The organism is Acinetobacter sp. BEC1-S18-ESBL-01 (assembly GCF_014169935.1).
GTDB lineage: Bacteria > Pseudomonadota > Gammaproteobacteria > Pseudomonadales > Moraxellaceae > Acinetobacter > Acinetobacter pittii.
On the sequence record NZ_AP022302.1, the window covers coordinates 2294762 to 2320149 of the forward strand.

At 39.4% G+C, this 25388-nt stretch carries 21 protein-coding genes and 1 pseudogene; 9 read left to right on the forward strand and 13 right to left on the reverse strand.

Annotated features, from left to right (window positions below; translation table 11 throughout):
- Nucleotides 1-9: 9 nt before the first annotated feature.
- Nucleotides 10-852, forward strand: coding sequence for an IclR family transcriptional regulator (locus H7R46_RS10795; RefSeq protein ID WP_000081480.1), 843 nt, complete (start codon nucleotides 10-12; stop codon nucleotides 850-852).
- A gap of 63 nt (nucleotides 853-915) precedes the next feature.
- A pseudogene (locus tag H7R46_RS10800) lies at nucleotides 916-2089 on the forward strand (MFS transporter).
- A 39-nt stretch (nucleotides 2090-2128) separates the two neighbouring features.
- On the opposite strand, the gene H7R46_RS10805 reads toward H7R46_RS10800, so the two are convergent.
- Nucleotides 2129-3100 (reverse strand): NAD(P)H-dependent flavin oxidoreductase, encoded by a 972-nt coding sequence (locus H7R46_RS10805; RefSeq protein ID WP_005069948.1) that lies wholly within the window; start codon nucleotides 3098-3100, stop codon nucleotides 2129-2131.
- Between the two features lie 230 nt (nucleotides 3101-3330).
- Here H7R46_RS10805 and H7R46_RS10810 point away from each other — a divergent pair, with 230 nt between their 5' ends.
- Entirely contained in the window at nucleotides 3331-4140 is an 810-nt protein-coding gene (locus H7R46_RS10810; protein ID WP_005069951.1) for an enoyl-CoA hydratase, read from the forward strand.
- Nucleotides 4141-4205: 65 nt separating this feature from the next.
- On the opposite strand, the gene H7R46_RS10815 is transcribed toward H7R46_RS10810, so the two are convergent.
- Together H7R46_RS10815 and H7R46_RS10820 are read right to left on the reverse strand one after the other, a co-directional pair.
- Nucleotides 4206-5051, reverse strand: coding sequence for an IclR family transcriptional regulator (locus tag H7R46_RS10815; protein ID WP_000996082.1), 846 nt, complete (start codon nucleotides 5049-5051; stop codon nucleotides 4206-4208).
- Nucleotides 5052-5238: 187 nt separating this feature from the next.
- A complete protein-coding gene (locus H7R46_RS10820; RefSeq protein ID WP_005069956.1) occupies nucleotides 5239-6456 on the reverse strand; it encodes a CaiB/BaiF CoA transferase family protein in 1218 nt (405 codons plus the stop codon).
- A gap of 331 nt (nucleotides 6457-6787) precedes the next feature.
- Between H7R46_RS10820 and H7R46_RS10825 the strand changes: the two genes are divergently transcribed.
- Both H7R46_RS10825 and H7R46_RS10830 read left to right on the forward strand, forming a co-directional pair.
- Nucleotides 6788-7939, forward strand: a complete 1152-nt coding sequence (locus H7R46_RS10825; RefSeq protein WP_005069957.1) for an acyl-CoA dehydrogenase family protein — start codon at nucleotides 6788-6790, stop codon at nucleotides 7937-7939.
- 61 nt (nucleotides 7940-8000) lie between these two features.
- Entirely contained in the window at nucleotides 8001-9251 is a 1251-nt protein-coding gene (locus H7R46_RS10830) for an MFS transporter (protein WP_005069958.1), read from the forward strand.
- A gap of 215 nt (nucleotides 9252-9466) precedes the next feature.
- Here the strand turns inward: H7R46_RS10830 and phnX are convergent, their stop codons facing one another.
- From phnX to H7R46_RS10865, 7 genes are all read right to left on the reverse strand, one after another.
- Nucleotides 9467-10282, reverse strand: coding sequence for a phosphonoacetaldehyde hydrolase (gene phnX / locus H7R46_RS10835; protein WP_005069960.1), 816 nt, complete (start codon nucleotides 10280-10282; stop codon nucleotides 9467-9469).
- Between the two features lie 27 nt (nucleotides 10283-10309).
- Nucleotides 10310-11497, reverse strand: a complete 1188-nt coding sequence (gene phnW, locus H7R46_RS10840) for a 2-aminoethylphosphonate--pyruvate transaminase (protein ID WP_025469834.1) — start codon at nucleotides 11495-11497, stop codon at nucleotides 10310-10312.
- A gap of 26 nt (nucleotides 11498-11523) precedes the next feature.
- Nucleotides 11524-12678: a TIGR03364 family FAD-dependent oxidoreductase gene (locus H7R46_RS10845; RefSeq protein WP_005069965.1), complete on the reverse strand. Its 1155-nt coding sequence runs from the start codon at nucleotides 12676-12678 to the stop codon at nucleotides 11524-11526.
- Between the two features lie 101 nt (nucleotides 12679-12779).
- On the reverse strand, nucleotides 12780-14489 hold the full coding sequence (locus H7R46_RS10850) for a putative 2-aminoethylphosphonate ABC transporter permease subunit (RefSeq protein WP_005069966.1): 1710 nt from the start codon (nucleotides 14487-14489) through the stop codon (nucleotides 12780-12782).
- Nucleotides 14483-15685, reverse strand: coding sequence for an ABC transporter ATP-binding protein (locus H7R46_RS10855; RefSeq protein WP_005069968.1), 1203 nt, complete (start codon nucleotides 15683-15685; stop codon nucleotides 14483-14485). Before H7R46_RS10855 ends, H7R46_RS10850 begins: the two co-directional genes overlap by 7 nt.
- Before the next feature lie 22 nt (nucleotides 15686-15707).
- Complete coding sequence (locus H7R46_RS10860) at nucleotides 15708-16745, reverse strand: putative 2-aminoethylphosphonate ABC transporter substrate-binding protein (protein WP_005069971.1); 1038 nt, start codon at nucleotides 16743-16745, stop codon at nucleotides 15708-15710.
- Between the two features lie 91 nt (nucleotides 16746-16836).
- Complete coding sequence (locus tag H7R46_RS10865) at nucleotides 16837-17559, reverse strand: UTRA domain-containing protein (RefSeq protein WP_005069973.1); 723 nt, start codon at nucleotides 17557-17559, stop codon at nucleotides 16837-16839.
- A gap of 1245 nt (nucleotides 17560-18804) precedes the next feature.
- Here H7R46_RS10865 and alr point away from each other — a divergent pair.
- Nucleotides 18805-20097 carry an alanine racemase gene (gene alr, locus H7R46_RS10870; RefSeq protein ID WP_005069975.1) on the forward strand — a complete coding sequence of 431 codons (1293 nt, stop codon included), beginning with the start codon at nucleotides 18805-18807 and terminating at the stop codon, nucleotides 20095-20097.
- Between the two features lie 146 nt (nucleotides 20098-20243).
- Here alr and pobA read toward each other — a convergent pair whose 3' ends face one another.
- A complete protein-coding gene (gene pobA / locus H7R46_RS10875; RefSeq protein WP_005069977.1) occupies nucleotides 20244-21458 on the reverse strand; it encodes a 4-hydroxybenzoate 3-monooxygenase in 1215 nt (404 codons plus the stop codon).
- Nucleotides 21459-21599: 141 nt separating this feature from the next.
- Between pobA and pobR the strand changes: the two genes are divergently transcribed.
- A complete protein-coding gene (gene pobR / locus H7R46_RS10880; RefSeq protein WP_005069979.1) occupies nucleotides 21600-22415 on the forward strand; it encodes an IclR family transcriptional regulator PobR in 816 nt (271 codons plus the stop codon).
- A 56-nt stretch (nucleotides 22416-22471) separates the two neighbouring features.
- Here pobR and H7R46_RS10885 read toward each other — a convergent pair whose 3' ends face one another.
- Nucleotides 22472-23068 carry an NAD(P)H-dependent oxidoreductase gene (locus H7R46_RS10885; RefSeq protein ID WP_005069981.1) on the reverse strand — a complete coding sequence of 199 codons (597 nt, stop codon included), beginning with the start codon at nucleotides 23066-23068 and terminating at the stop codon, nucleotides 22472-22474.
- A gap of 98 nt (nucleotides 23069-23166) precedes the next feature.
- Between H7R46_RS10885 and H7R46_RS10890 the strand changes: the two genes are divergently transcribed.
- Entirely contained in the window at nucleotides 23167-24078 is a 912-nt protein-coding gene (locus H7R46_RS10890) for a LysR family transcriptional regulator (protein ID WP_005069982.1), read from the forward strand.
- A gap of 56 nt (nucleotides 24079-24134) precedes the next feature.
- On the opposite strand, the gene H7R46_RS10895 is transcribed toward H7R46_RS10890, so the two are convergent.
- A complete protein-coding gene (locus H7R46_RS10895) occupies nucleotides 24135-24716 on the reverse strand; it encodes a TetR/AcrR family transcriptional regulator (RefSeq protein ID WP_005069985.1) in 582 nt (193 codons plus the stop codon).
- A 387-nt stretch (nucleotides 24717-25103) separates the two neighbouring features.
- Between H7R46_RS10895 and H7R46_RS19225 the strand changes: the two genes are divergently transcribed.
- Complete coding sequence (locus H7R46_RS19225) at nucleotides 25104-25256, forward strand: hypothetical protein (RefSeq protein ID WP_194156744.1); 153 nt, start codon at nucleotides 25104-25106, stop codon at nucleotides 25254-25256.
- Nucleotides 25257-25388 lie beyond the last annotated feature (132 nt).

Here is a 25388-nt window from a genome sequence, read left to right on the forward strand (position 1 = left end):
GAGGATCGAATGTCTCAAAACACGGAAACTGAAAAACCAATAAATTTTGATGAGATACGTTTGGATCCTATTTCGCATATACATCGGGAAAATAACCCGCAATTTATTGCTTCTTTAGCACGCGGTTTAGAACTTTTAAGATGCTTTTCTGCAAACAATCAGGTGCTTGGTAACCAAGAATTAGCAAAAATGACAGGTTTACCTAAACCGACCATTGCACGTATTACCAATACCCTTGTGTCATTAGGTTATTTAAAACAATTGCCTAACTCGACCAAATACACACTAGATATTGGTGTCTTATCTTTAGGATACGCAGCATTATCTAACATCTCGATTCGTAATATTGCTCATCAATATATGGAAGAGATGAGTCAGTATGTTCAAGCGCCTGTAGCAATGGCAACGCGTGATCGCTTAAATATGGTGTATATCGATGTTGTGCAAATTGAAACTGCATTAAATATGCGCCGTCCAATTGGTTCGACTTTGCCAATTCATAGTAGTTCTATGGGCCGAGCATGCTTGGCTGCGACCCCTGAACGTGAGCGCAATTTTCTACTTGATGCGTTGAAACAAAAAAATCCCGAAAACTGGCCAGCCATAAAACGCTCATTAGAACGAGCTTTCCGTGATTACCAAGATTATGGATATTGTTTGTCTTTAGGTGAGTGGCATAAAGAAGTGAACTCAGTGGCTGTACCTTTGGTCAGCTCGAAACACGGTCTTTATGTTTTTAACTGTGGTGCGCCAAGTTTTCATTTAAATCCGGAAAAACTTGAAGGTGAAATTGGACCACGTTTAATCCACATGGTGCACAATATTCAAGATGCTTTGAATGAAACGCACTAACAGTCGTGCTTAAAACAATCATGGTTGTGTTGATTAAAGTTCCACTTTCATTATGACTAAGGCATGATGAAAAACGCACTCTATACCCCCAACCATTATTTTAATGGCAATTGCCGCAGGCATTTGTACAGGTGGAAATTATTTTAGTCAGCCACTTATTCATTCAATTAGTGTAAGCCTAGATTTAACTGAAACAACTACAGCGTGGGTGCCAACTCTAGCCCAAATCACCTACGCATGTGGCTTACTCTTTTTAATGCCGTTGGGTGACATATTAGAAAAGCGCAAGCTGCTATTTGTCTTTATGTTATTGGCTTCAAGCGGATTAATTATTAGCGGGTTTTCGCACAATATTTATCTTTTACTGCTTGGTACTGTCATTACTGGCCTATTTTCTAGTGCAGCCCAACTGTTGTTACCGCTTGCTGCAAGTCTGGTTCCAATTCAACAAAGCGGTCGTGTCGTTGGCTTTCTACTGAGTGGACTGATGACGGGGGTTTTACTCGCCCGCTCCCTTTCTGGGCTAATGTCTACACTTTTTGCATGGAATATTATTTATCTGGTCAGTGGTTTTCTGTTACTCATCATTGCCATTATTTTGCATCGTAATATCGGGTTATTTCCACCAACCAAAACTGAAAACTATGCAAAAACTATTCGCTCTTTACCACAGATTTTTATTCAAAATCGGCGGTTAAGAACCAGAACTTATATTGGTGGTTTTACATTTGCTTGTGTAAGTTTAACCTTTACCACCATGTCGTTGCTTTTGGCTCCAGCACCCTATTTTTTTAGCGACTTTACCATTGGCCTTTTCAGTTTTGTTGGGGTATTAGGGACGTTCGTTGCCAATTTTTCAGGTAAATTTATTGATCAAGGCTACATTCATAAAATTTCAATTTATTGCGGCATTGGCCTTATTTTAAGTTGGATTCTTTTTTCACTTTTACCCTACCATTTCGCTTTTTATATTATTGCCTTACTCATTCTCTACGCTTCTCTTTCTGCTGTGCATGTCACCAACCAAAGTATTGTATTTAAACTTAATCAAGAACTACGCTCACGTTTTAACGCGATTTATATGACGGGTTACTTTGCTGGCGGCGCTTTAGGCACAACGGCAGGAAGTTATGCTTGGAAACACTTCGGATGGACAGGTGTCTGTATTTTGGGTTTAATTTTTGCCGTTTTATGTCTTTATTATTGTGTACGTGATGCAAAAAATCAGCACAATTAAAGCTTGTGCTGATCTTATATAAAGTAGGTTAATGGTTCGTTATAAAAGCCCTAATAATCGACCACGAATAATGTCTTCTGCCTCTTTGACAATCCGGCTAACCAGTTCATCGCATGTCGGAATATCATGAATCAAGCTAGCCACTAACCCACATGACCATGCACCTGCATTTACATCGCCATCAATCATCACTTTTGGATAAACCCCTGCAACTTCTTCAATAATATCTTCAAATTTAATGTTATCGCCAAGTGCTTTTTCTTTTGCCACGATTTTTTCTACAGCAGCATTATTCATGACACGTTCTGTATTTCGCAAAGCACGCATAATTAAACGCGTGTCTCGTTCGGTTGCATTCAAAATCGCCTGTTTCACATTTGCATGTACGGGAGCTTCCTGAGTCGCAATAAAACGTGTGCCCATGTTAATCCCATCTGCTCCCATCGCTAATGCAGCAGCGACTGAGCGTCCGTCTGCCATTCCACCTGAAGCAACAAACGGAATTTCTAATGCATCGGCTGCTAAAGGCAATAAAATCATATTGGGCACATCATCCTCACCGGGGTGACCACCACACTCAAATCCATCTACAGAAACCGCATCACATCCAATTTGCTGAGCTTTTAAGCTATGTCGAACCGAAGTACATTTATGAATTACTTTAATACCAGCAGCCTTTAAATATGGCATGACTTGTTCAGGATTACGCCCCGCTGTTTCTACAACCTTTACTCCGCCTTTAATGATTGCTTCTACAAAACCCGGATAATCAGGAGTATTTACCGTAGGCAAAAAGGTTAAATTCACCCCAAAAGGCTTGTCGGTCATTTCTCGGCAACGTGCAATTTCTTTTGCCAGATTTTCAGGCGTACGCTGAGTTAAGCCAGTAATAATGCCTAATCCGCCCGCGTTAGAAACCGCAGCAGCCAGCTCTGCAAAACCAACATAATGCATACCGCCTTGAATAATTGGATGCTCGATTTCAAATAGTTCTGTAATTTTGGTCTTCATATTATTCCCACTCACTGTTCTATAGCTAGCTTCTCATTTCCTTAGCAGAGCTAGATGCTTATTTACACATAAATCTTATCATCATTTAAAGTGACTTAAGGTAAAAATTTCACAATACAAAATTATATACCACAATATAAAACAAAATAATTGATAACGGAATAATTTTTCGATAGCATTATTTTAATGAGTTTAATTTTTAGACAGAAAGTTAGTTAAAGGAATGAATGATGCAGCAGGACAACAAAACTCAAAACCAGCTTAAAACAGGCACAATTCATGAGTATTTTGATAGAAATATACTAACGCTCACCATGAGTAATCCCACTAAAAAGAATGCAATTAATTACGAAATGTATGCGGCCCTAAGTCAGGCATTAGATGAGGCTTCAACTAATCAAGACATTCATGTGGTTGTGCTGACTGGTGAAGACTCCGCATTTACCAGTGGTAATGATGTAAACGCATTTGAAAAACGCGATACCACCAGTTCCGAACCACCCGCTTCGATTGTTTTCTTAAAAAGCTTAGCAACGTTTCCAAAACCGATTATTGCTAAAGTAAATGGTGTAGCAATTGGTATTGGCAGCACCATGCTTCTACATTGCGACCTTGTGTATGCAAGCCAAAACTCTATTTTCCAATTCCCCTTTGTGAATTTGGGACTTGTACCTGAAGCGGGTTCAAGTTACATCTTGCCAAGACTATTGGGCTTTGCTCGTGCTTCTGAGATTATTTTATTGGGTGAAAAGTTTTCGGCAGACCAAGCAAAGAATTATGGTCTGGTAAATGAAATATTTGAGGCAACTGAGCTGGATCAAGCGGTTGAAGATGTGGCTATTAAACTTGCTCACAAACCAAGCCAAGCCTTACAACTCAGTAAAAAGTTACTAAGAGATATGCCAATTGATGATCTACTCAATCGTATTGATCATGAGTCGACTATTTTCTCGCATTGTTTGCAAGGTTCTGAGTTTAAAGAAGCATTAAATGCTTTTAAAGAAAAAAGAAAACCGAACTTTCACAACCAAACAGCTTAAAGCTCACCCATTAAAAAGCCAGCATTGAAAATCAAAGCTGGCTTTTATAAGTAAATCAGATTGGTTTAGCTAATCTCAGTACGAATATTATTCACCATGTGTAAAAGACGCGGTGCAATATCTTCTTCGAGTTTTTCACGATTCATAATAAAGCTTGGGCCGCCACAGTTGAATACCAGCAAACCATGTTGTTCATGAATCAGTGGAACTGCAACTGAATTGACATCTTTATGCCATTCACCGATTGAAAAACAGTATCCAAAATCTTGGTAGTCTTTAAAAGCTTTGTCTAGATCACGGTTAATTTTGATCCAGTCTTCTTTGTGCTTGCTACGAATGGCATCAAGTAAAAACTCTCGCTCATCTTCAGGCATTGCCGCTAAACATGCACGCCCCATCGAACTTAAATGAATCGGTAAATAAGTTCCAACTTGACGACGCATGGTCATATTGCCTTTGCCTTGCACCACATCAAGATAAATCATGTTCAATCGATCACGTGTTGCCATGGCTACAGCAGCGCCAGCATAGTCTGCCAAATTTTTCATATATGGATGAGCAATAGAGCGAATCGATACGTTAGACAGCATGGAATAACCAAACGCAAGAACACCAACTGAAAGCTGGAATTTGCTTGAGTTAGGTACTTGTTTGATATAACCCAAACGCGACAAGGTATGTGTAAGGCGAGTAATGGTTGGTTTTGGTAAACCTGTCATTTGAGCAAGCTCTTGGTTGCCCAAATGCTGATGCTTCGGTGTAAAACAACGTAATAGCTCTAAACCACGTGCTAATGCAGTAATAAATTGGCGATCATTTTCATCCTGCATGTCTTCAATCGGATGTAATAATTCATGCCTTAAAGGCGCTAATAATTTTTCTGTCTGTTCTGCATCAACTGCATCGTTCATTGTCATACCAATCCATATTTTGTTTCGCACTGCGAAAATTATAATCTATTTTTTCTATAAATAGCAAAAGAGCAAACATCCGAGTCTGCACCTAAAAGATAACTTCATTTAACTCATTAAAGCGAAAGATTAAATATTTTATTTTCTGATTTTAAATATAATTTTTAACCTTCCGCTTTTAAATCAATTACCCAATTACGCCCTTTTCTTTGAGCTCAGCTAGTTTTTCAGGAGAAACTACTCGACCTAAAACCGCCTGCGTATGTTCCCCCAACAGCGGAGGTGCTGTTTTGTATTCAACGGGTGTTCTAGAAAGTTTGATTGGCGAGCCAATTACCTTCAATTTTTTACGTTGAGGATGGTTCATCTCGACCAGCATTTCTCGGGCAATGACTTGCGGCTCTTGAAAAGCTTGTTCCAAGTTATTAATCACACCGACGGGAACTTTAGCGGCATAAATTGCACCTACCCATTCATCTGCTGTTTTTGTTAAAAAGTGAGTTTGTAAAATTCCGATAATTTCATCACGATGCTTGATTCGGTCCGCATTTCGAGCAAAACGTGCATCATTTGGTAAATCGGGTAAACCAATACTACGACAGAGTTGAATAAACTGAGTGTCATTTCCACATGCAATAATAAAATCACGGTCAGAAGCTTTGAACACTTGATAAGGCACAATATTGGCATGTGCGTTGCCATAACGCTTAGGGATATTACCCGATGAAAGATAGTTCATTCCCTGATTTGCCATTGTGGCAATTTGAACATCAAGCAAAGCCATATCAATGTATTGGCCTAAACCTGTCACATGGCGGTTGAGTAAAGCAGCCTGTATGGCAATCGTAGAATAAAGACCCGTGGCTAAATCGGAAAATGCGACCCCTACTTTTTGTGGTCCACCACCTGGCAAATCATCACGCTCACCTGTGACCGACATGAGTCCGCCCATGCCCTGAATAATAAAGTCGTAACCGGGTTCTTCTGCTCTTGGGCCATTTTGTCCAAAACCTGTTATCGAGCAATACACCAGTTTAGGGTTAATCGCAGATAAAGACTCATAGTCCAAGCCGTACTTTTTTAGAGACCCCGCTTTGTAGTTTTCAATCACGACATCGGTGTTTTGAATGAGGGCTTTAATCAATTCTTGACCATCAGGACTCGCAATGTCGATGGCAACCGATAGTTTATTGCGGTTGGTCGACTGATAATACGCAGCTTCTTGAGTGTCTTGGCCTGAGTCATCTTTCATCCAAGGCGGCCCCCAAGAACGGGTATCGTCACCGACTTTTGGTCGTTCAATCTTGATTACTTCTGCGCCTAAATCGGCAAGAATCTGCCCACACCAAGGCCCAGCCAATACCCGACTTAAGTCAAGCACCCGAATTCCATTTAAAGCACCCATCTTTATCCCACTATATTTTGTGACTTATTTCCTATAGGAAAACTTATCCATTTAAAATTTCGCATAGCGATATATATTTTTAATATACACAGCTCTTTTGAAAAATCAAACTTTAATTTCCCACTAAAAATAATGATTTTTTATAAGAAAATATAGCTTAAATAAATCAATAAATTAGCCAAACATAAACCAACAACATAGTATCGCATTGCGAAATTAATTTTCAAAATATATTGTTTTGCATTCATCCTTTGATTACTATCGCTTCAAATATTGGTGATTTTACGAACATCACATTGATGTTTTCTGCATGTAGTAAAAGGACGAGACTATGATTCGAGATCAGGAAACCTTAGATCAACTTGTTGATATGATTCGACAATTTGTTGAAGGTGTATTAATTCCTCATGAGAATGAAGTCGCTGAAACGGATGAAATTCCTCAAGATATCGTTGAGCAAATGAAAGCTCTCGGTTTATTTGGTTTAACCATTCCTGAAGAGTACGAAGGTCTTGGACTAACAATGGAAGAAGAGGTCTACGTGGCTTTTGAATTGGGTCGTACCTCTCCTGCTTTTCGTTCTCTCATTGGGACCAATAATGGCATTGGCTCAAGTGGCCTGATTATTGATGGGACCGAAGCACAAAAATCATTTTTCTTGCCACGTTTAGCACGTGGTGAAGTGATCAGTTCGTTTTGCTTAACCGAACCAGATGCAGGCTCTGATGCAGCCTCTTTAAAAACCAATGCAGTAAAAGACGGTGACTTTTATATTTTAAATGGCACCAAACGCTTTATTACCAATGCCCCGCACGCTGGTGTATTCACAGTCATGGCACGTACAAACTCTGATATTAAAGGCGCTGGTGGCATTTCTGCTTTTATTGTCGATAGCCAAACTCCGGGCATTTTTCTTGGCAAACGCGATAAAAAGATGGGGCAAAAAGGCGCCCATACCTGTGACGTCATTTTTGAAAATTGTCGCATCCCTGCTTCAGCACTCATTGGTGGTGTTGAAGGTGTTGGTTTTAAAACTGCCATGAAAGTGCTGGATAAAGGCCGTTTGCATATTGCAGCTTTGAGTGTCGGTGCAGCAACCCGGATGCTAGACGATTCTTTAAATTACGCCATCGAACGTAAGCAATTTGGACAACCGATTGCCGAATTCCAGCTCATTCAAGCCATGCTTGCCGACTCAAAAGCTGAAATTTATGCCGCTAAATGTATGGTCTTAGACGCTGCACGCCTACGCGATGCAGGACAAAACGTTAGCACTGAAGCCTCATGCGCAAAAATGTTTGCAACCGAAATGTGTGGCCGCGTTGCTGATCGCTGCGTACAAATTCACGGCGGTGCGGGTTACATCAGTGAATATGCCATTGAACGTTTTTATCGAGATGTTCGTTTGTTCCGTCTCTATGAAGGGACCACTCAAATTCAACAAGTGATTATTGCCCGAAATATGATTCGCGCTGCGTCTTAATCAAATTTTAAGCACTTCAAAACGACTTGAAGCGCTTTTTATCAAATGTAGGTAATGGATTATGGCTACAAATTACAAAGAAGGTCTTTCTCGTATACAGCCTCATACGTGGAAAATAGCTTTTATTTTTGCTTTTCTAGCACTGTTGGTAGATGGTGCAGATTTGATGATGCTGTCTTATAGCTTAAATAGTATTAAGGCAGATTTTGGATTAAGTTCAGTACAAGCAGGTATGCTTGGCAGTTTCACATTGGCAGGCATGGCTGTTGGTGGGATTTTTGGGGGATGGGCGTGCGATAAATTTGGTCGCGTGCGCATTGTGGTTATTTCTATTTTAACTTTCTCGCTCCTCACCTGTGGCTTAGGTTTCACTCAAAGCTTTCTTCAGTTTGGTATTTTAAGATTTTTTGCATCACTGGGTTTGGGTTCACTTTATATCGCCTGTAATACACTCATGGCTGAATATGTACCAACACGTTTCCGCACAACAGTACTGGGCACTTTACAAGCAGGTTGGACGGTTGGCTATATTGTTGCGACTTTGCTTGCAGGCTGGATTATTCCTGATCATGGCTGGCGCATGCTGTTTTATGTTGCGATTATTCCGGTCATTATTGCTGTTCTCATGCATGTGCTTGTACCGGAACCAGAAGCATGGCAAAAGTCTCGACTACAACAACCTGTTATAGCTCAAAACGCATCGAAAACTTCGGCATTTAAGCTTATTTTCCAAGATAAACGAAACCGCAATATGTTTATCTTATGGGCTTTAACAGCAGGCTTTTTACAGTTTGGCTACTATGGTGTAAACAACTGGATGCCGTCATACCTTGAAAGTGAACTGGGTATGAAATTTAAGGAAATGACCGCCTATATGGTAGGTACATATACCGCCATGATTTTGGGTAAAGTTCTTGCGGGCATGATGGCCGATAAATTAGGACGTCGCTTCACCTATGCATTCGGTGCAATCGGTACTGCTATTTTCTTACCGCTAATTGTCTTTTATAACTCGCCAAGCAACATTTTATATTTACTGGTGACCTTTGGTTTCCTCTACGGCATCCCGTATGGCGTAAATGCAACCTACATGACCGAAAGCTTTGCAACAGCAATCCGCGGTACAGCCATTGGTGGTGCTTATAACGTCGGACGTTTAGGTGCTGCTTTAGCCCCTGCAACGATTGGTTTCTTAGCCTCTGGCGGCTCAATTGGGTTAGGTTTTGTCGTGATGGGTGCTGCCTACCTGATTTGTGGTGTGATACCAGCCCTATTCATTAAAGAAAAATTATATGACCCTCAAAAGTCATAAAAAGATCTATCAGATAGGTCATATGCCTATCTGATTGATGGTGCTAACGATCGAAACATGTGTTTTAAATTGTTAGCCAAAAATAAGGAATTTACTCATTAAAGTTAATCCTTATTTCCATATATGTAGAGTGTATCTACTCTTCATTTTAATTTTTTAGGTAAGCTTAGCTCCCAAGGGAGCTAAGCTTAAAAAAATATAGACCTAAACTTTGTTTAAGGTCGTTCACCCTGCCCTAAACGGCGTTCAATATCATCGAGTACATTTGGTAAGTCAGCGACACTATCAATCACATAGTGAGCGCCCGACGCATTCATTTTTTGGTATGCCTTATCTTTTAGAACAATCTGTTCATCAGCCGATAATGCACTCCACTCTTCATAGCTTAAACCGACTTCATTACCACTAATCGCAAGTCCTACTGTCCAGCATCCCGCATTTAAACCTTCATCAATACCCACCACGGTATCATCTACTTTTACAACGGTTTTGATATCGGATACGTCGAGTTGAATTAAGTTTTTCCATAGCATTTCAGGATATGGACGGCCAAATTTCACGTCACTTGCCGTAACGATACAGTCCGGTCGATAACCCTGATCGGCAGCATCTTTGACCAAACGACCAATCATCATGGATGCATAACCCGTGTTACTGCCAATTTTTGCACCACGCTTTTTAATATTTTCAAACGTTTCTAATGCTCCCGGAATTAAAGCAGAACATTTCGGAATAGAATTTAATTGATACGGAATAAAGTCTTTATATAAACGATCAATATCGGCTTCAGTTGCAGGCTTCCCATAGACTTCCTGCCATGCCGCTGCGACACGCGGCATTTTTAAAACGGCAGCAATATGGTCACGTTTTTCTAAACCCATTGGCGCACGCGCTTCTTCAACCGTAATTTCAATTTTATTGTCTTTAAATAAAGCCATAAAAGCCAAAATTGGTGCACGTGAGCCAAAATCTACTGTTGTGCCAGCCCAGTCAAAAACTACAGCCTGAATTTGTGTATTGTTGGTTGTCATGATGTATTCCCTTTAATTTAATAAAAATTATGCTGTTACAGCTTGATTGAGATGGCTTTCGCAGTAGCTCGCAATCGCAGCAAGAAGTCCTTCAATGTCATGAATATAAACTTCGCCAATATTGCCAATACGGAAACAGTTAAGGTCAGTGACTTTGCCCGGATAAATTACATAACCTGATTTTTTCAACGTTTCATAAAATGACTGGAAGCTAAATGTTTCGGCTGTTGGGTAAAGGAATGTGGTAATGATGGGCGATTGTGGGCACTCTTTACCGAGCACCAATTCAAAGCCAAGTTGTTGCATACCTTTAGATAAGGTTTGTTGATTTTGTAAATAACGTTGATAACGTGCAGCAACACCGCCTTCTGCTTCAAGCTCAAGTAATGCTTGATAAAAAGCACGCACCACATGGGTTGGTGAGGTAAAGCGCCATTTGCCGTTATGCTGTTCCATCGTGTTCCACTGATCATACAAATCGAGGCTAACCGAACGTGCTAAACCTTTACATGCTTCTAGGCAATCACGCTTTGCCAAAATAAAACCAAAGCCCGGAACACCTTGAATACATTTATTTGCACTTGAAATCAAAAAATCAATTTCAAGCTCAGCCATATCCATAGGCACACCACCAAATGAACTCATGGCATCTACAATCCAGATTTTTCCTGCTGCTTTAACTAAACGGCCAATGTCTTGAATCGGGTTTAAAATACCTGTGGTGGTTTCACAGTGCACACAAGCAACATGGCTAATGGCTTTATCTTCTAAAACGCGTTCAATCTCTTGTAAATCTGGTGTCTGGGTTTCTAAATAGTTCAGTTCTACAACTTCAATATTTAAGCAACGCGCCATTTGCACCATACGTGCACCGTATGCACCGTTATTAATAATCAAGATTTTTCCATCACGCGGAATAGCTGAACCAAGCACGGACTCAACCGCAAAACTACCACTGCCTTGCATTAACACAGCCGTATATTTTTCAGGTTGACTGGTTGCCAAGTTGACTAGACGAGAGCGGATATCTTGTACCAGCGAGTTATATTCTTGGTCCCAAGTACACCAGTCTTTTTGCATGGCACGGCGTACTGTTGCCGATGTTGATAATGGTCCTGGAGTAAGAAGCAAATACTTGTTCTCTAAATCCATATCGAGTTGGGGTTGCATGTTCATAATGTTACTCATTTCTTTCGCGTTCATTTCAATATACACCAATCTGGTTTAAACCAGATTACAAACTAGTAAATATTTTGTTCTAATATTTCTTTCATAAAGCCAGCCCCTGTAGTCATGCCCTTACCCGCAATCGCACTCACCAGAAAGATATTTTTTTCGGCTTCAGTGACACAGGCCAACTCATGTTCATGAGCCAGGTAATAACCATTCCAACGTTTTTGAATTGGAGGTAAAGTCAGCCCTAGTTTTTCGTGGCAGTACGTTTGAATAAACTCATTAATCCCTTCACGCTGCTCGAACTGAGGCGCTTCATTAATCGGATGGTATTCGTGACTATCGCCCACGATCAGTTCACCAAATTCGTTTTGTTTAATCAGAATATGAATACCGAATTCTTTAATGAAACCCTGTTGTGATGCTTTAACCAGCTCTGCATGACTTGGGCAAGTTTCAAAAGCTGGATAACGTGAAATGGATAAGCCCGAATAAAGAGAAGCATTTAAGTTTTGGTGAAACCGTTGAGTCAGGGCCATTTGCAAACCACAACGTTTCAGATTCAAGCTTTGTAAAAGCTCTGGATATAAAACATCGATCACTTCACCGTGGCAGATCAAAACTTTATTTGCCCGATATGCCTCACCACTTGCCAAACGAACCTGACAAATTTCATGCTGATATTGGGTTTGAACGACACAAGCATTGGTATAAATCTTTACACCTTTTCTTTCGGCATATGCCAATAGTCGCTGCCCAACCACATGCGGTTCGACAGAATAGTCTTCTTCAAAAACCAAGCCGCCTTGAAACTGCTGCTCGGGGTTTAAATAGGAAAATTGGGTGACCAGTTCCTCATGCTTTAGCAAATGAACTGGAATTTGATAGTTATTTGCACGCTCGGCAAACTCATTTAAAACCTGCCATTCAAGTGCCGTATTGGCGAGATACACACCTTGTCTTTGCTCAAATGAAATATCAGTTTCAGCCTGAATGCGTTGATAAAAAGAACGCGTTTCAAGCGCGTACTTTCGCCACTGTTGCTCTGGATGGGTTAAAGTCGATGTTCCAACCATGCCGAAATTACGGCGAGTTGCGCCCACAGGCTTGGCATTTTTCTCGAAGATACAAACTTTCAAGCCTTGTTCTTGTGCCTGTATGGCAGCGGACAAACCTAAAATACCTGCTCCGACAATAATTAAATCAAACTGTGCGTTATTCATAAGACTTCCAATTTACGAAATTTAGGATGAATAAACCCTTGCCTTGTTAAACAAAGCATTCAATTTCAGTCGGTTAAATAAAAATTGTGTTTAGCTAAAACTTAATGAGCGCTTTCGCGCCATTGCTGACTTCTTGCCATAATTTTTCTGGTAAATAACCAATGAATGAGTTTTACAACACATGAGGTCGTCAAAATGAGAATACTCATCGCAACAGCAGCAACTGTGTCTCCTGCATCATCCATATTTAAAACAGCTACCGCAGCTAAACTGGTGTCTGGTGAATAGAGGAAAATCGCAGCCGACACAGTGGTCATGGCATTCACAAAAACATAGACCGATACATCGCATAGCGCTGGAAAACACATGGGCAAATAAACTTTCCAAAAGGTTTTCCACTTCGATGTACCTAGAGTTTGTGCTGCCTGATCGAGCTGTAGCGGAATCTGTTTAATGGCATTGGTTAAAGTCAGGTGTGGGACGGTGTAATAATGCACGATGGTTGAAATCACCAAAATGGTCATGGTTCCATACAGCACATTTAAAGGGTTGCTTTGCTGGTTAAAAAATAAAATATAAGCAATACCTAGCACCAACCCTGGCACGGCAAGAGGTAATAAAACCAAAGCTTGCACATAGTTTTTAATGAATGAATGTGTCTTAAAACGTTCGGTTAATAGTGCCACCATAAAAATCAGTGCTGTTCCAAAAACCGTACTAAAGAGTGCCATGCGAACCGAGTTGAAGTACGCCGCCCAACCGCCGCCATCGACATATTCAAAACTGTAATGTGCTAAGGTTAAAGACAAATCATAAGGCCAAGACTGAATGAATGAAGCTAGCACTGCCGTAAAGATAATCAGTAAAATCGCACCTGAAACTAAACCACAAAATAAGCCCAGAACGACTTCAAGTTTTTTATTCGATGCTGAAACATAAGGTTTAGCCTGAAAAGCTTGAAACCGTGTATGGCGTTTGCTTTGAATACGATCGAAAATGAATACAAAAACTGCTGGTAACAACAATAAGATGGAAATCACTGCACCCATGCTCATATTTTGCTGACCAATAATCTGCTTATAGACATCAAGCGCCATCATGTTAAATGAACCGCCAATGACTTTTGGAATACCAAAATCGGTCAGCACATAAATAAAAGCCACTAGACTTGCGCTGATGAGTCCATAGCGAATTGCAGGTAGCGTGACGTGGTAATGTGTCTTCCAGATATTTTTGCCGAGCGACAAAGATGCCTCAATTAAACGCTGATCAACACTGCGAAAAGACACCATCATCAACATTAAAATTGCTGGAAATAGCCAAAAGCAGTAACTGATTAAAATACCGATTGGACCATAAATTTGTATATCGCCCAGTAAAGGTTTAAACACACCTTGCTTACCAAACAAATAAACCAATCCCAAAGACGGTAAAAGTGACGGCGCTAAAATAGGTAAAAAAGCGACCACTTTAAAGAAGCCTTTGCCTTTTATATTTACATTGGTGAGTGCAAAAGCATAAATACTGGCAAGAAATACTGTAATGACAGTAGCAGCACAAGCAATCCACACTGAGTTAAATATAGAGCTGAGTAAAGCTGGGCTTGCAAAATAATTATAAAAATTTTCAAGACCAACAAAACTCTGATTTTCATCAAAAAATGCGGTTTCAAACAGCATCATTAAAGGAGCAACAATCGCTAAAGTCAAAGCGATTGCGACCATAGCTAAAGCAATATTTGATCTTAATGAATATTCAGTTTTTCGACCCGGCTGTGTTTTTAAAACCGCTGAAGCAGCTTCATTTAACATAGTGCATACCCTTGTTCGTCAAAGACATGAATGAGCTGATTAGGTACTTTTATAAACATGAGTTCTTGCAAGGACTTGAACTTGGTATTTTCAATTTCAATTTGCAAGAGGTGTTTTGCCTGCTCAATTCCATCGATATGAATAGTGCAAAACAAACGGCGTTTGGCGCCTAAAAATTCAGTGCTTAATACTTTAACTGGCAAATACAACGATTCTTTATCACTGCCAAAATCATCAACTAACTCGACTGCTTCGGGTCTAAAACCAATGCTGTAGTTTTCCCCCGCTTTAAGTTTTTGCTGTTCCAAATTTAGAGCAATAAAACCTAAAACCTCGAGCTGATTAACTACCGAACAAGTGGCTTCTAAAAAGTTCATGGTACCAATAAACTTGGCAACGAATTGAGTTTGTGGCTTATAGTAAATATTGTGCGGCGTATCAATTTGCTCAATAACGCCATGATTCATCACCACAACACGGTCAGAAATGCTTAATGCTTCTTCTTGGTCATGTGTGACCATAATGGTTGGCAAATTAAGATGTGATTGAATTGAACGAATCTTTTGCCTTAGGTTTAGGCGTACCTGAGCATCAAGAGCAGACAAGGGTTCATCTAACAGTAAAATATCTGGATTCGGCGCAATTGCTCGAGCAAGCGCAACACGTTGCTGCTGCCCGCCTGACAATTGATTTGGATATTTTTTAGCAATATCGGGTAATTCAATTAGTTCCAATAACTGTTGAACTCGTTGACTACACTGTGTCTTATCCCATTTCTTTTTGTCTAAGCCAAACGCAATATTTTCTTCAACGTTTAAGTTTGGAAATAACGCATAGTTCTGAAACACAATGCCACATTGACGCTTTTCAGCACTCAACAACGTAATGTCTGTGCCCTTTTTTATAACCTTTCCATAATCAGATTTTTCTAGACCCGCAATTATGCGTAGCAATGTGGTTTTACCGCACCCTGAAGGTCCCAAAAAGCTCACGAACTCGCCAGCTTTCAGGTCTAAATTAATATGCGTTAGGGCCTGAAAGTGTTGGAACTTTTTTTGTATATCCACCACTTCTAAAACCGACGGACCATGTTCAGGATATTTATAGGTCGTTAATGACGACAGTAAATGCCCTGCTAACTCACCCTTCTGGTTTTGACCTAGTAGCGATGATTGCAATGACGAAGGAATTTGCATAATGAGGCCCTTATCCCAAAGATCACTTTTCAAAACGCTTTGACCATTCAGCCAAAATACGTTCACGCTGCTCAGCCGCCCAATAAAAATCATTTTTTACGAGCATTTGAGGAAGATTTTTTGGGAAGTCCATGGTGGTATTTTCAATGCCTTTGTAGGCCACCATTGAAAAGTTATGGGCATAGGCTTCATTTGCCGCTTTGCTTACCGACCAATTTATAAATTTTTGTGCGCTACTTAATTTCTTGGTTCCTTTCACAATTGCTGAGGCTTCCATTTCCCAACCTAAACCTTCAGTTGGATAAACCACTTCTAAAGGTGCACCCTCTGCTTTTAATTTAAAGGCTGGATAACCGAAGGAAATTCCAATTGGGATTTCACCCTGTGCAGCCATCTTGCAAGGTTTTGAACCCGAATGAGGATATTGTGAAATATTTTTATCTAAAGCCTGCATATAGTCCCATGCCTGCTTTTCGCCCCAAATTTGCATCCAAGCCGTGACATCTAAATAGCCTGTGCCACTCGAAGCTGGATTTGGCATCACAATCAGGTTCTTATAAATCGGGTTGGTTAAATCTTTCCAAGTTTTTGGAATTGGTAACTTACGTTTTTCTAATTCGACTTTATTCACACAGATTGCAGATTCCCATGCATCCATACCCGTCCAAGTCGGTACAGGTTTTTGGCTTACAAATTCCGGTTTTAAATTTTGCACACCTTCAGGTTTGAAAGGCTCAAGCATGTCTTTCTTTTCCATGACCAGCAAACTGGTTAAAGCAACACCAAAAGCCACATCCGCTTGAGGATTTTTCTGCTCTGCCAAAAGTTTAGCGGTGATCACCCCTGTTGAATCACGTACCCATTTTACTTTGAGTTCAGGATAGGCTTTATGCAATTCTTCTTGGTACTGTTTGAGCTGGTCGGCTTCCACTGCCGTATAGACTGTAATTTCTTCTGAGTTTTTTGATGTTGCTGATGAACATCCCATTTGAATAGCGACCACTACACCTAAAACTGATGCAGTACCGAGTTTAATTGTCTGTTGAACATACTGTTTCATCTGCAAACCATCGAATGCAATTATTTGATGATCGTATTTCAACAGCTTTATATGACAGTTTAATTAATCTGGTTTAAACCAGATTATATTTTTATGCTCGCGCTTCGAAATGTAAATCTAAAACATCATGTAGCCAATATTCTTGGTCAACATCGGTAATCACGCCTTCTTCATTTCTATTACTACGACGAATATATAAACCCAGTGCGCCCACATTGACATGCAGTGCTTTGGCCTGCTGTTCCGATAAAGCGGTTGGATACAGATTAATGTCGGCTCTAGTGATATGGCAGTCATATTGTTTTGCCATCAGTAAAGTAATCGATTGCTTAAGATCATGAGTTAAAAACTCAGGGAAAAACTCGGCGTTAACACGTAAATGCTCCACCAAAACAGGTCGACCATTAATACAACGACGTCGCCAAACTGAATAAATCGGATGCCCTTTTTCAACTTTTAAATGCTTGGCATCCCAAGAAGTGGCCTGAGTCAGCTCACTTGAAATCACTTCTGTCGAAGGTTCATAGCCTTGTTCAATCACAAACTGATTAAAGTTTTTAGTCGATTGTGGGTGATAAATAATACGAGGAGAACGGACATACCAACCACGGCGATCTAAGCGATAAATCAAACCATCGGTTTCCAAAGCCAACAAAGCTTCACGTGCAGCAACACGAGTGGTTTGGAATTGTTCAGAAAGCACCCTTTCCGAAGGGAGTTTTGCGTGGGCTTTTAATACGCCAGATTCAATATCGTGGGCAATTGCATCGCGGATAGGAATATATTTAGGTATGCGAGTTTGGTCCTGTTCCATACAAACTTAGAATTTATAAATAAAGAAATTAATAGCAATATACTGAAAAAATGTGACAAAAGCTTTTATTAATGCTGATCTTTTAAGCAAAACGCGTCCTATTCCCCGCTTTTTCCAATTCATTTTTTCATAAAAAAAATCGAGTGTTCACGCCTACAATGGCTTCGCAAAACTTTCCTTAGCTCATTTGTTCATCAAGAAAAAACGGCATGGCATAGCCATTACATCATATTTAATTAGACACTTTTTAAGATAAAAATTCATATTTCTATACGGACTCTTACACAGGAATTGATGGTTTGCACTAAAAATCAATATCAGCCCTCCTATATTACATCCTTGTAGAATTAGAATAATATGATCAAGAAAAAGCCAAACCATCCTAAGCAATAAAAAATACACTCATCATCTTATATTTATAAAGTCTTAATACAAAATTATTCATTTAATAAAAACTAAAATATTAAGAAAATTTCCTGATTTAAAAATAAACATAAAATTTTAATTCAACTAAAATCTTAAACAATAAATCGAATTAAAAAAAGAATATAAGACACACCAGTTCATTTATTACACAAAACCAAAACCAAACACCTACGGCTAAATAACATCCAACTATTCAATCAATCTAATTAATATTTATTTATAAAATTTAAATTAACTTATTAAAAACTATTAAATATGACATTAGACGCTTAAAAATTGACTCAAAATAATTCACAACTTCTAAACAGCTTTAATAAGTAACAAACAAACCAATGAAAAATATAGTTATTTTAATTTTTTGAATTCTATTGAATAAAATTATGGATATTTATTCACCCATTTTTTATATTTTACCAACCGATAAAAAATAAAATCAAATATATTTAAAAAAATAAAAAAATCTTTTGCAATAATAAAGTTAATTATTTACCAAATGTTATATTTTAAAAAATTTGATTAAAAATAGCACCAATAAATAGATTAAAAAATAACATTCAAAAAATTATAATAATTTTTCTTCTTGTTTTTTTTATGAATGTATATTTAGATTTAATTAAGATTAATTGAAATCAGATTTTTATTTTTTCAATTTAGTTTAAGCAAAATTAAACCTTACTTAATAGCGACTATAATATTTTAAGGAGAAAGTATTATTAAGACCAAATCGTGTGACATTTTAAATCAATTATATTTCAGTACTTAACCATAAAAATCCACCCAGCATTAAATTATATTTAGCCAGGAAAGATTAAAAAACTCATGAAACTTAAAACAAAATTTTCTCATCTCGCTTATAGCTGTGCATTAATATTATTCGGTTCGGTGCAATTTGCTCATGCAGCTCCCTTACTTACTCCCCATGTTACAAATGAAGTAAGCCCTGCACCTACAGCAAATGCATGGATAGAAATTGATACTCAAGCTTTTGAAGATAATATTAAAAGGACAAATCAGTTACTTAATGGCAAAACTCAACTTTGTATAGTCATGAAAGCTAACGCATACGGCCATAGTATTGATCTACTTATGCCAAGTGTTATGAAGTTAAACGTATCTTGTATTGGCATTACCAGTAATGCTGAAGCGGCTATGGTGCGTAAGCATGGCTATAAAGGCAAAATTACACGTTTACGTACCGCCACAGATAGTGAAATTATCAATGCACAGGTGTTAAATATTGAAGAGCTTTTAGGTAATTATGACCAAGCTGCTCGTATGTCTAAATGGGCAGAAGCGAACAATACAACTGTTCATTACAGCTTGGCTTTAAATTCAGGCGGTATGGATCGTAATGGTCTTGAAATGGCTACGGCTCTAGGCAAAGAACAAGCTGTTGCGATCACCAAACTTCCACATCTTAAAATTGACGGCATTATGACCCACTATGCAGTAGAAGATGAAAAATTTGTCCGTGAGCGTCTGGCGCAATTTAATGAACAAATCGCATGGTTGATTAAAAAAGCCAAACTGAATCGTAAAGAATTAACATTACATACCGCTAATTCATTTGCTACTGTAAATGTTCCTGAATCACATTTAGATATGGTTCGTGCAGGCGCAATTATATATGGGGATTTTCCTAATCACCCTGAATTTAAAGGTATGATGGCATTTAAAACACAAATTGCCGCAGTGAATAATTACCTGAAAGATTCAACTGTAGGTTATGACCAAACCTATACTTTGAAACGTGACTCTAGACTCGCAAACCTCCCTGTAGGTTATTCGGATGGCTACCGTCGTAGTTTTAGTAATAAAGCTTTTGTATTAATCAATGGACAAAAAGCGCCAGTGGTTGGTCGAGTCTCAATGAATACAGTTATGGTTGATGTAACAGATATTCCAGAGGCAAAAGCAGGTGATGAAGTTGTATTATTTGGTCATCAAGGCAATGCGGAAGTTAAAACGAGTGATTTAACCAGCCTTACAGGCCATATTTTGACAGAAGCCTATATCCCTTGGAGTAACTCTAATCCACAAGTGATTAAACCCCTTCAATCTCAGCAACAAGTGATATTAACCAATAATAAAGTTGCGGCAAAGGCCAACTAAACTTTAGGTGAATTGATAAGTAGCCCTATATTTTGAAAAGTATCGGGCTACTTTTAGCCGAATCACATCTTTTAAGCGATCTTATTCCATCCAGTTTTTATATAAAAAAAGGACATTTGCATGCCCTTTTTATTTTTACTTAGTCTTTAGCTTGCGTGCTTAAAACTATCAATTTGCTTAATCTCATAAGGCAAACCGACATAGTTTTCGGCCAATGTAGTTTTACCTGCAATCGAGCCAAGCACATAACTTAACTCGGCTTGTTTAATCTTATGATCAAACTCGCTCTCAGTTTCAAAACGATGCAATAAATGAGTCATCCACCAAGAAAAACGCTCAGCTTTCCATACACGTTGTAGGCATTTTTCTGAGTATTCATTTATACCTTGCTCGGAACCTTCAACATAATATTCAACAAGCGCACTTGATAAATAAGCAATATCAGATGCTGCTAGGTTTAGGCCTTTTGCTCCTGTCGGTGGAACAATATGCGCAGCATCACCTGCTAAAAATAGTTTTCCGAAACGCATTGGCTCGGTCACAAAGCTGCGTAACGGAGCGATACTTTTTTCAATAGAAAGTCCTGTGACTAACTTTTCACGACTTTCAGGGTCTAGGCGGTTTTTTAACTCATCCCAGAACTTTTCATCCGACCAATCTTCGACGTGGTCTGTTAAAGGCACTTGTAAATAATAACGGCTACGTGTTTCTGAACGCATACTACATAAAGCAAACCCACGCTCTGACTGTACGTAAATGAGTTCATCGGCTACAGGTGGCACATCGGCCAACACTCCTAACCAGCCAAACGGATAAACTTTTTCAAAGGTCTTAATTTTATCTTCTGGCACGCTAGCACGGCAGACACCATGGTAGCCATCACAACCAGCAATAAAGTCACACTGAATTTGAAAGGCTTTACCTTGGTATTCAAACTCAACTTTTGGTGCAGTGTAAAAATCTTTTACTTGTACATTTTGAGCTTCATAAAATGAAGTAAGCTGCTCTGCTTCACGCGCAGTCATTAAATCTTTAGTCACTTCGGTCTGACCATATACGGTCACTTGTTTACCACCCGTGAGTGCAGCCAAATCAACGCGATGCAATTCACCGTTGGTTAAGATTTCGATGCCCGAATGCGGTAATCCTTTGTCTTTTAAGTTTTGATCAACACCTGCTTGTTTCAATAAGTCGACCGAAACTTGCTCTAAAATTCCTGCACGAATCCGCGAAGCCACATATTCAGCACTACGTTGCTCAACAATAATATGGTCGATGCCAGCTTTATATAGAAGTTGCCCAAGCAATAACCCTGCTGGTCCAGATCCAATAATTGCAACCTGTGTCTTTAAAATATCCATAACTTCATCCTTGTTTCATCCTGACTTTTAAATTACTGGCTTTAAGTTTTGTGCACTATGTATCCAAGACGAAAATAACCGTTTATCATTTAGTTTGTCCGAATAGCGGACAGAAACAACCAAAATAACAGGAATGAAAGGATGCCTTCTCTCGATGCTTTTTTAGAGCACCCAAACTCGCATGAGAAAATTCGTCAAGAAGACTACATTGCAGGCTTAGCAAAAGGCTTGGCTTTACTCGAAGCTTTTGGAACAGATCGGCAACGGCTTAATGTCACTCAAGTGGCTGAGCGAACCGGTATTAGTCGTACAGCGGCAAGGCGTTATCTAAAAACTTTAAAATACTTAGGCTATTTAGAAACGGATGAACATTATTTTTGGCTCACGCATCGCGTGCTGCGCTTTTCAAGTTCTTATTTAAGCTCTGCCCACCTGCCTAAAGTTGCTCAATCATTTTTAAATCTTTTGTGCGCGCAGACATCTCTGACTTTTTCGATTGTGGTATTAGACGATAATGAAGTGGTGCCGATTGCCCGTAGTTATTTACCACAGCAAGATAATTTACGTGTCAGCCCTTATGGTATGCACTTAGGAAACCGCTTACCTGCCCATGCCACGTCTACAGGTAAAGTATTGCTGGCTGCACTACCCGAAGAAGCTCAGCATACGTGGGTAAAAAATTATGGTTTAAAACGCTTAACCCCGTTTACCATTGTAGATGAATCAAAGTTTTTTGAAGTGCTTAAGGATATTTCGTTATCGGATTATTGTCTTTCCAAAGAAGAACATGAGCTTGGTGTGATTGCGATTGCAGTGCCCGTATTTAACGCCCAAGGTCAAGCCATAGCAGCGCTTAACTGCATGTCTCAAACTAACCGTGTACAAGAAGATTATTTGGTTCAGCAAATTTTGCCATTGCTGCGCAACACAGCTAATGAGCTCAGAAATGTGATTTAAATAGACTTAGAAACTCTTGTGATCAATTAGAGGTACAAGAGTTTCAGTTCATGATTTTAAATGGCGAATTCTTTCACTTGCTGGCTTGCCAGATCTAATGCATTGCTGCGATAGGCCTGCATGTCTAAGCCTTCTGCATAGATAAAATCGACGTCATGAATGCCCATTAGCCCTAACACCGCTTTGAGATAAGGCGTTACTGCCTCAGTTTCTTGACCAACATGAATACCGCCACGACTACTTACCACCACCGCTTTTACGCCTTCGACCAAACCTTGAGGATAAGTTTCGTTGTAGCGGAATGTTTGTCTTGCTCGTGCCACCAAGTCAAACCAGTTTTTGAGTTGAGTCGGGACATTTAAGTTGTACATCGGTGCGCCTATCACCAATAAATCGGCACTTTTTAATTCAGCAATCAATTCATCAGACAAAGCAACAATCTGCTGAATGTCTTGATTTACATTTTCAGCCCCACGAAGCGCCTGAAAAATTTCTAAATCTAATACAGGCAAGTTCATTTCAGCTAAATTGCGTATGGTGATGTCATCTTGCAAACCTTGGTCTTTTCGATGTTCAAGCATGATATCGATTAGGCGATTGGTTTGTGAACCCTCACCCATAATGCTGGATTTTAATACCAATATTTTAGCCATGACCATCTCCACGTTTTCGATGAAACCATATTAACTCCACAATAAATTCAACAGTGGTGATATTATTTCTTATCATTGGTTCCTTTTAGGCAACAATCATGCAACATGAACTCAGTGCAATTTCTATATTTGTGACGGTGGTTGAAGCTGGAAGTTTTGTAAAAGCTGCCGAGCAATTGCATTTAACTCGCTCAGCCATTAGTAAAAATATTGCTCGTCTTGAAGATCAGCTTGGCGTTGCTTTATTTAAAAGAACAACACGCTCGCTCAGCATGACTGACGAAGGTGCTTTGTTTTATGAGCATAGCCGCCGAGCAGTGAATGAAATACAAAATGCAGCGGCTTTATTAGACCAAGGGAAAATAAACGCAACAGGCCGTTTACGAATGTCTGTGCCAGTGCTGTTCGGGCAACTCTTTGCTACCCCGCTCATGGTTAAATTTGCTCAGCAACATGCGGACTTACAGCTAGAAATTTCATTTAATGATCGAAATGTAGACTTGGTTGAAGAAGGTTTTGATTTATGCATCCGCATCGGAGCGTTACCTGACACCACTCAGCTCGTTGCCAAACCGATTGGTGAGCATCGAATGCTACTTTGTGCCTCACCTGACTATTTAAATGAAGCGGGTCCATTAGAAAATATTGAAGACTTAGACCAGCACGCCACGATTGCTGATCCGCATTTTGGTCAAATGCAAAAATGGCGACTTCAAAAGGAAAATGCAGAACCTTTATTTATAAAACCCAAAGCAAAACTTCTTTTAAATGACTTACAAGCCATTAAAAATGCAGCGCTTGCTGGAGCTGGTATCGCTTGGCTACCCGACTGGCTCATTCAAAATGAATTACAGGACGGTAAGCTGGTACAAGTGTTAGAAACCATGTCGAGCACTGCTTTTCCAATTCATTTGGTATGGCCTACACTGCCTTTTATGCCACTAAAAACCCGTCTTGCAATTGATTATTTGGCGCAGCATTTACCCCCTGAACTGAACAAACAAGCTTAAAATAGATAAAACCTTGCCCACTGGAACAAGGCTTTTTTAATATTCAAAGCCAACGTTTATTGCTTATATTCAAATGCATTGACCGCCTTATTTGCATTAAGGAAACAATCCAACATCTTTTCCCGATCGATTGCCCCATCTGAGCTTAAAAGCTGAATAATTGCGCCTTCAATCATATATAAAAATAGTTTGGCATCATGAAAAGTTGCATCGGTTTTTAGTTTTATAAGCTGGCTATAGATTTCATTCAGCAGCCATGTACGATATCTCACCGCGGTTATATAGGCTTTTGGATAGCTCAGTTTCGTTTCGAACATGGCTTTAAATAAGAGGTAGTACATCCCCTCTACCTCGGTGTGTAAGAAATAAAGCTGTTTGAGTTTATCGGTCGCGCTTGTGTCTTGAGCGTACTCTACAATTGAGACCACTTTTTCTTTTAAACGTTCTTTCTGCACGATCAAACAGATTTCAATAAACCGCTCTTTTGAATGAAAAAAGTTATAAAAAGTTGCTTTGGTAACTTCGCATTCTTTCACGATTCGATCTACCCCAACGGTATGAAAGCCACGATGGTGAAATAAATCAATCGACTTGTTGATGACTTGTATGGCACGGGAAGAAAGTACTAACTTTGGCATAGTTTTACCGTTATAAATTCTTGTTGTTTCTAAATGAGATAAAAAAGCCTGTGCCCTTTTTGGGAGAAAAAAAGGCAAAGCAAAGCCGCAAAGACTGTGCTTGGCACATCTCAAATTTGTTGTTACTAAGTTTTAAGTAAAAATGACTTTAAGCCTGAAAACCTTAAGGCGTTCAAGCTGCTTTAATTTTTAAGCTGTGTCGTTATAGCTTTTGGCTTCGAGAGCCAAGAAATAATGGATGTGCAAAGCCAACTCCTTTTTATGGGGAGTTCTGCCGACATTTAAATTATGGTGGCAGAACGAGAAAGGGTTCGCGGACTGGTACAACAACCAGCACACCCGAAGGTGTCCCTCTCCCGTCCTACCGCTACGGGAGGAGACGAGGAGATGCTCACACAAAATTATACCTCAGAAAGGAATAATTCTGATGCTGTTGTAATCGGTCCGCGACGACCGTCTGGCAATGTAGGCCAGCAGGCAAAGAATAGTGCTCAACCCTATTGCAGTCAAGCACACAAAATGCCATTTGTTTTAAATTAAATCATTAGAAAAGTAAGGCTAAATAATAGGTGGGTTATTGTTAAGTTGGGGTTAGAAGAGATTGGATTTTTAGGAAAAAGAAGGTGATAAGATGTCCTTACTACTCCTGCCAATTACATCTAAGTGAAAAAT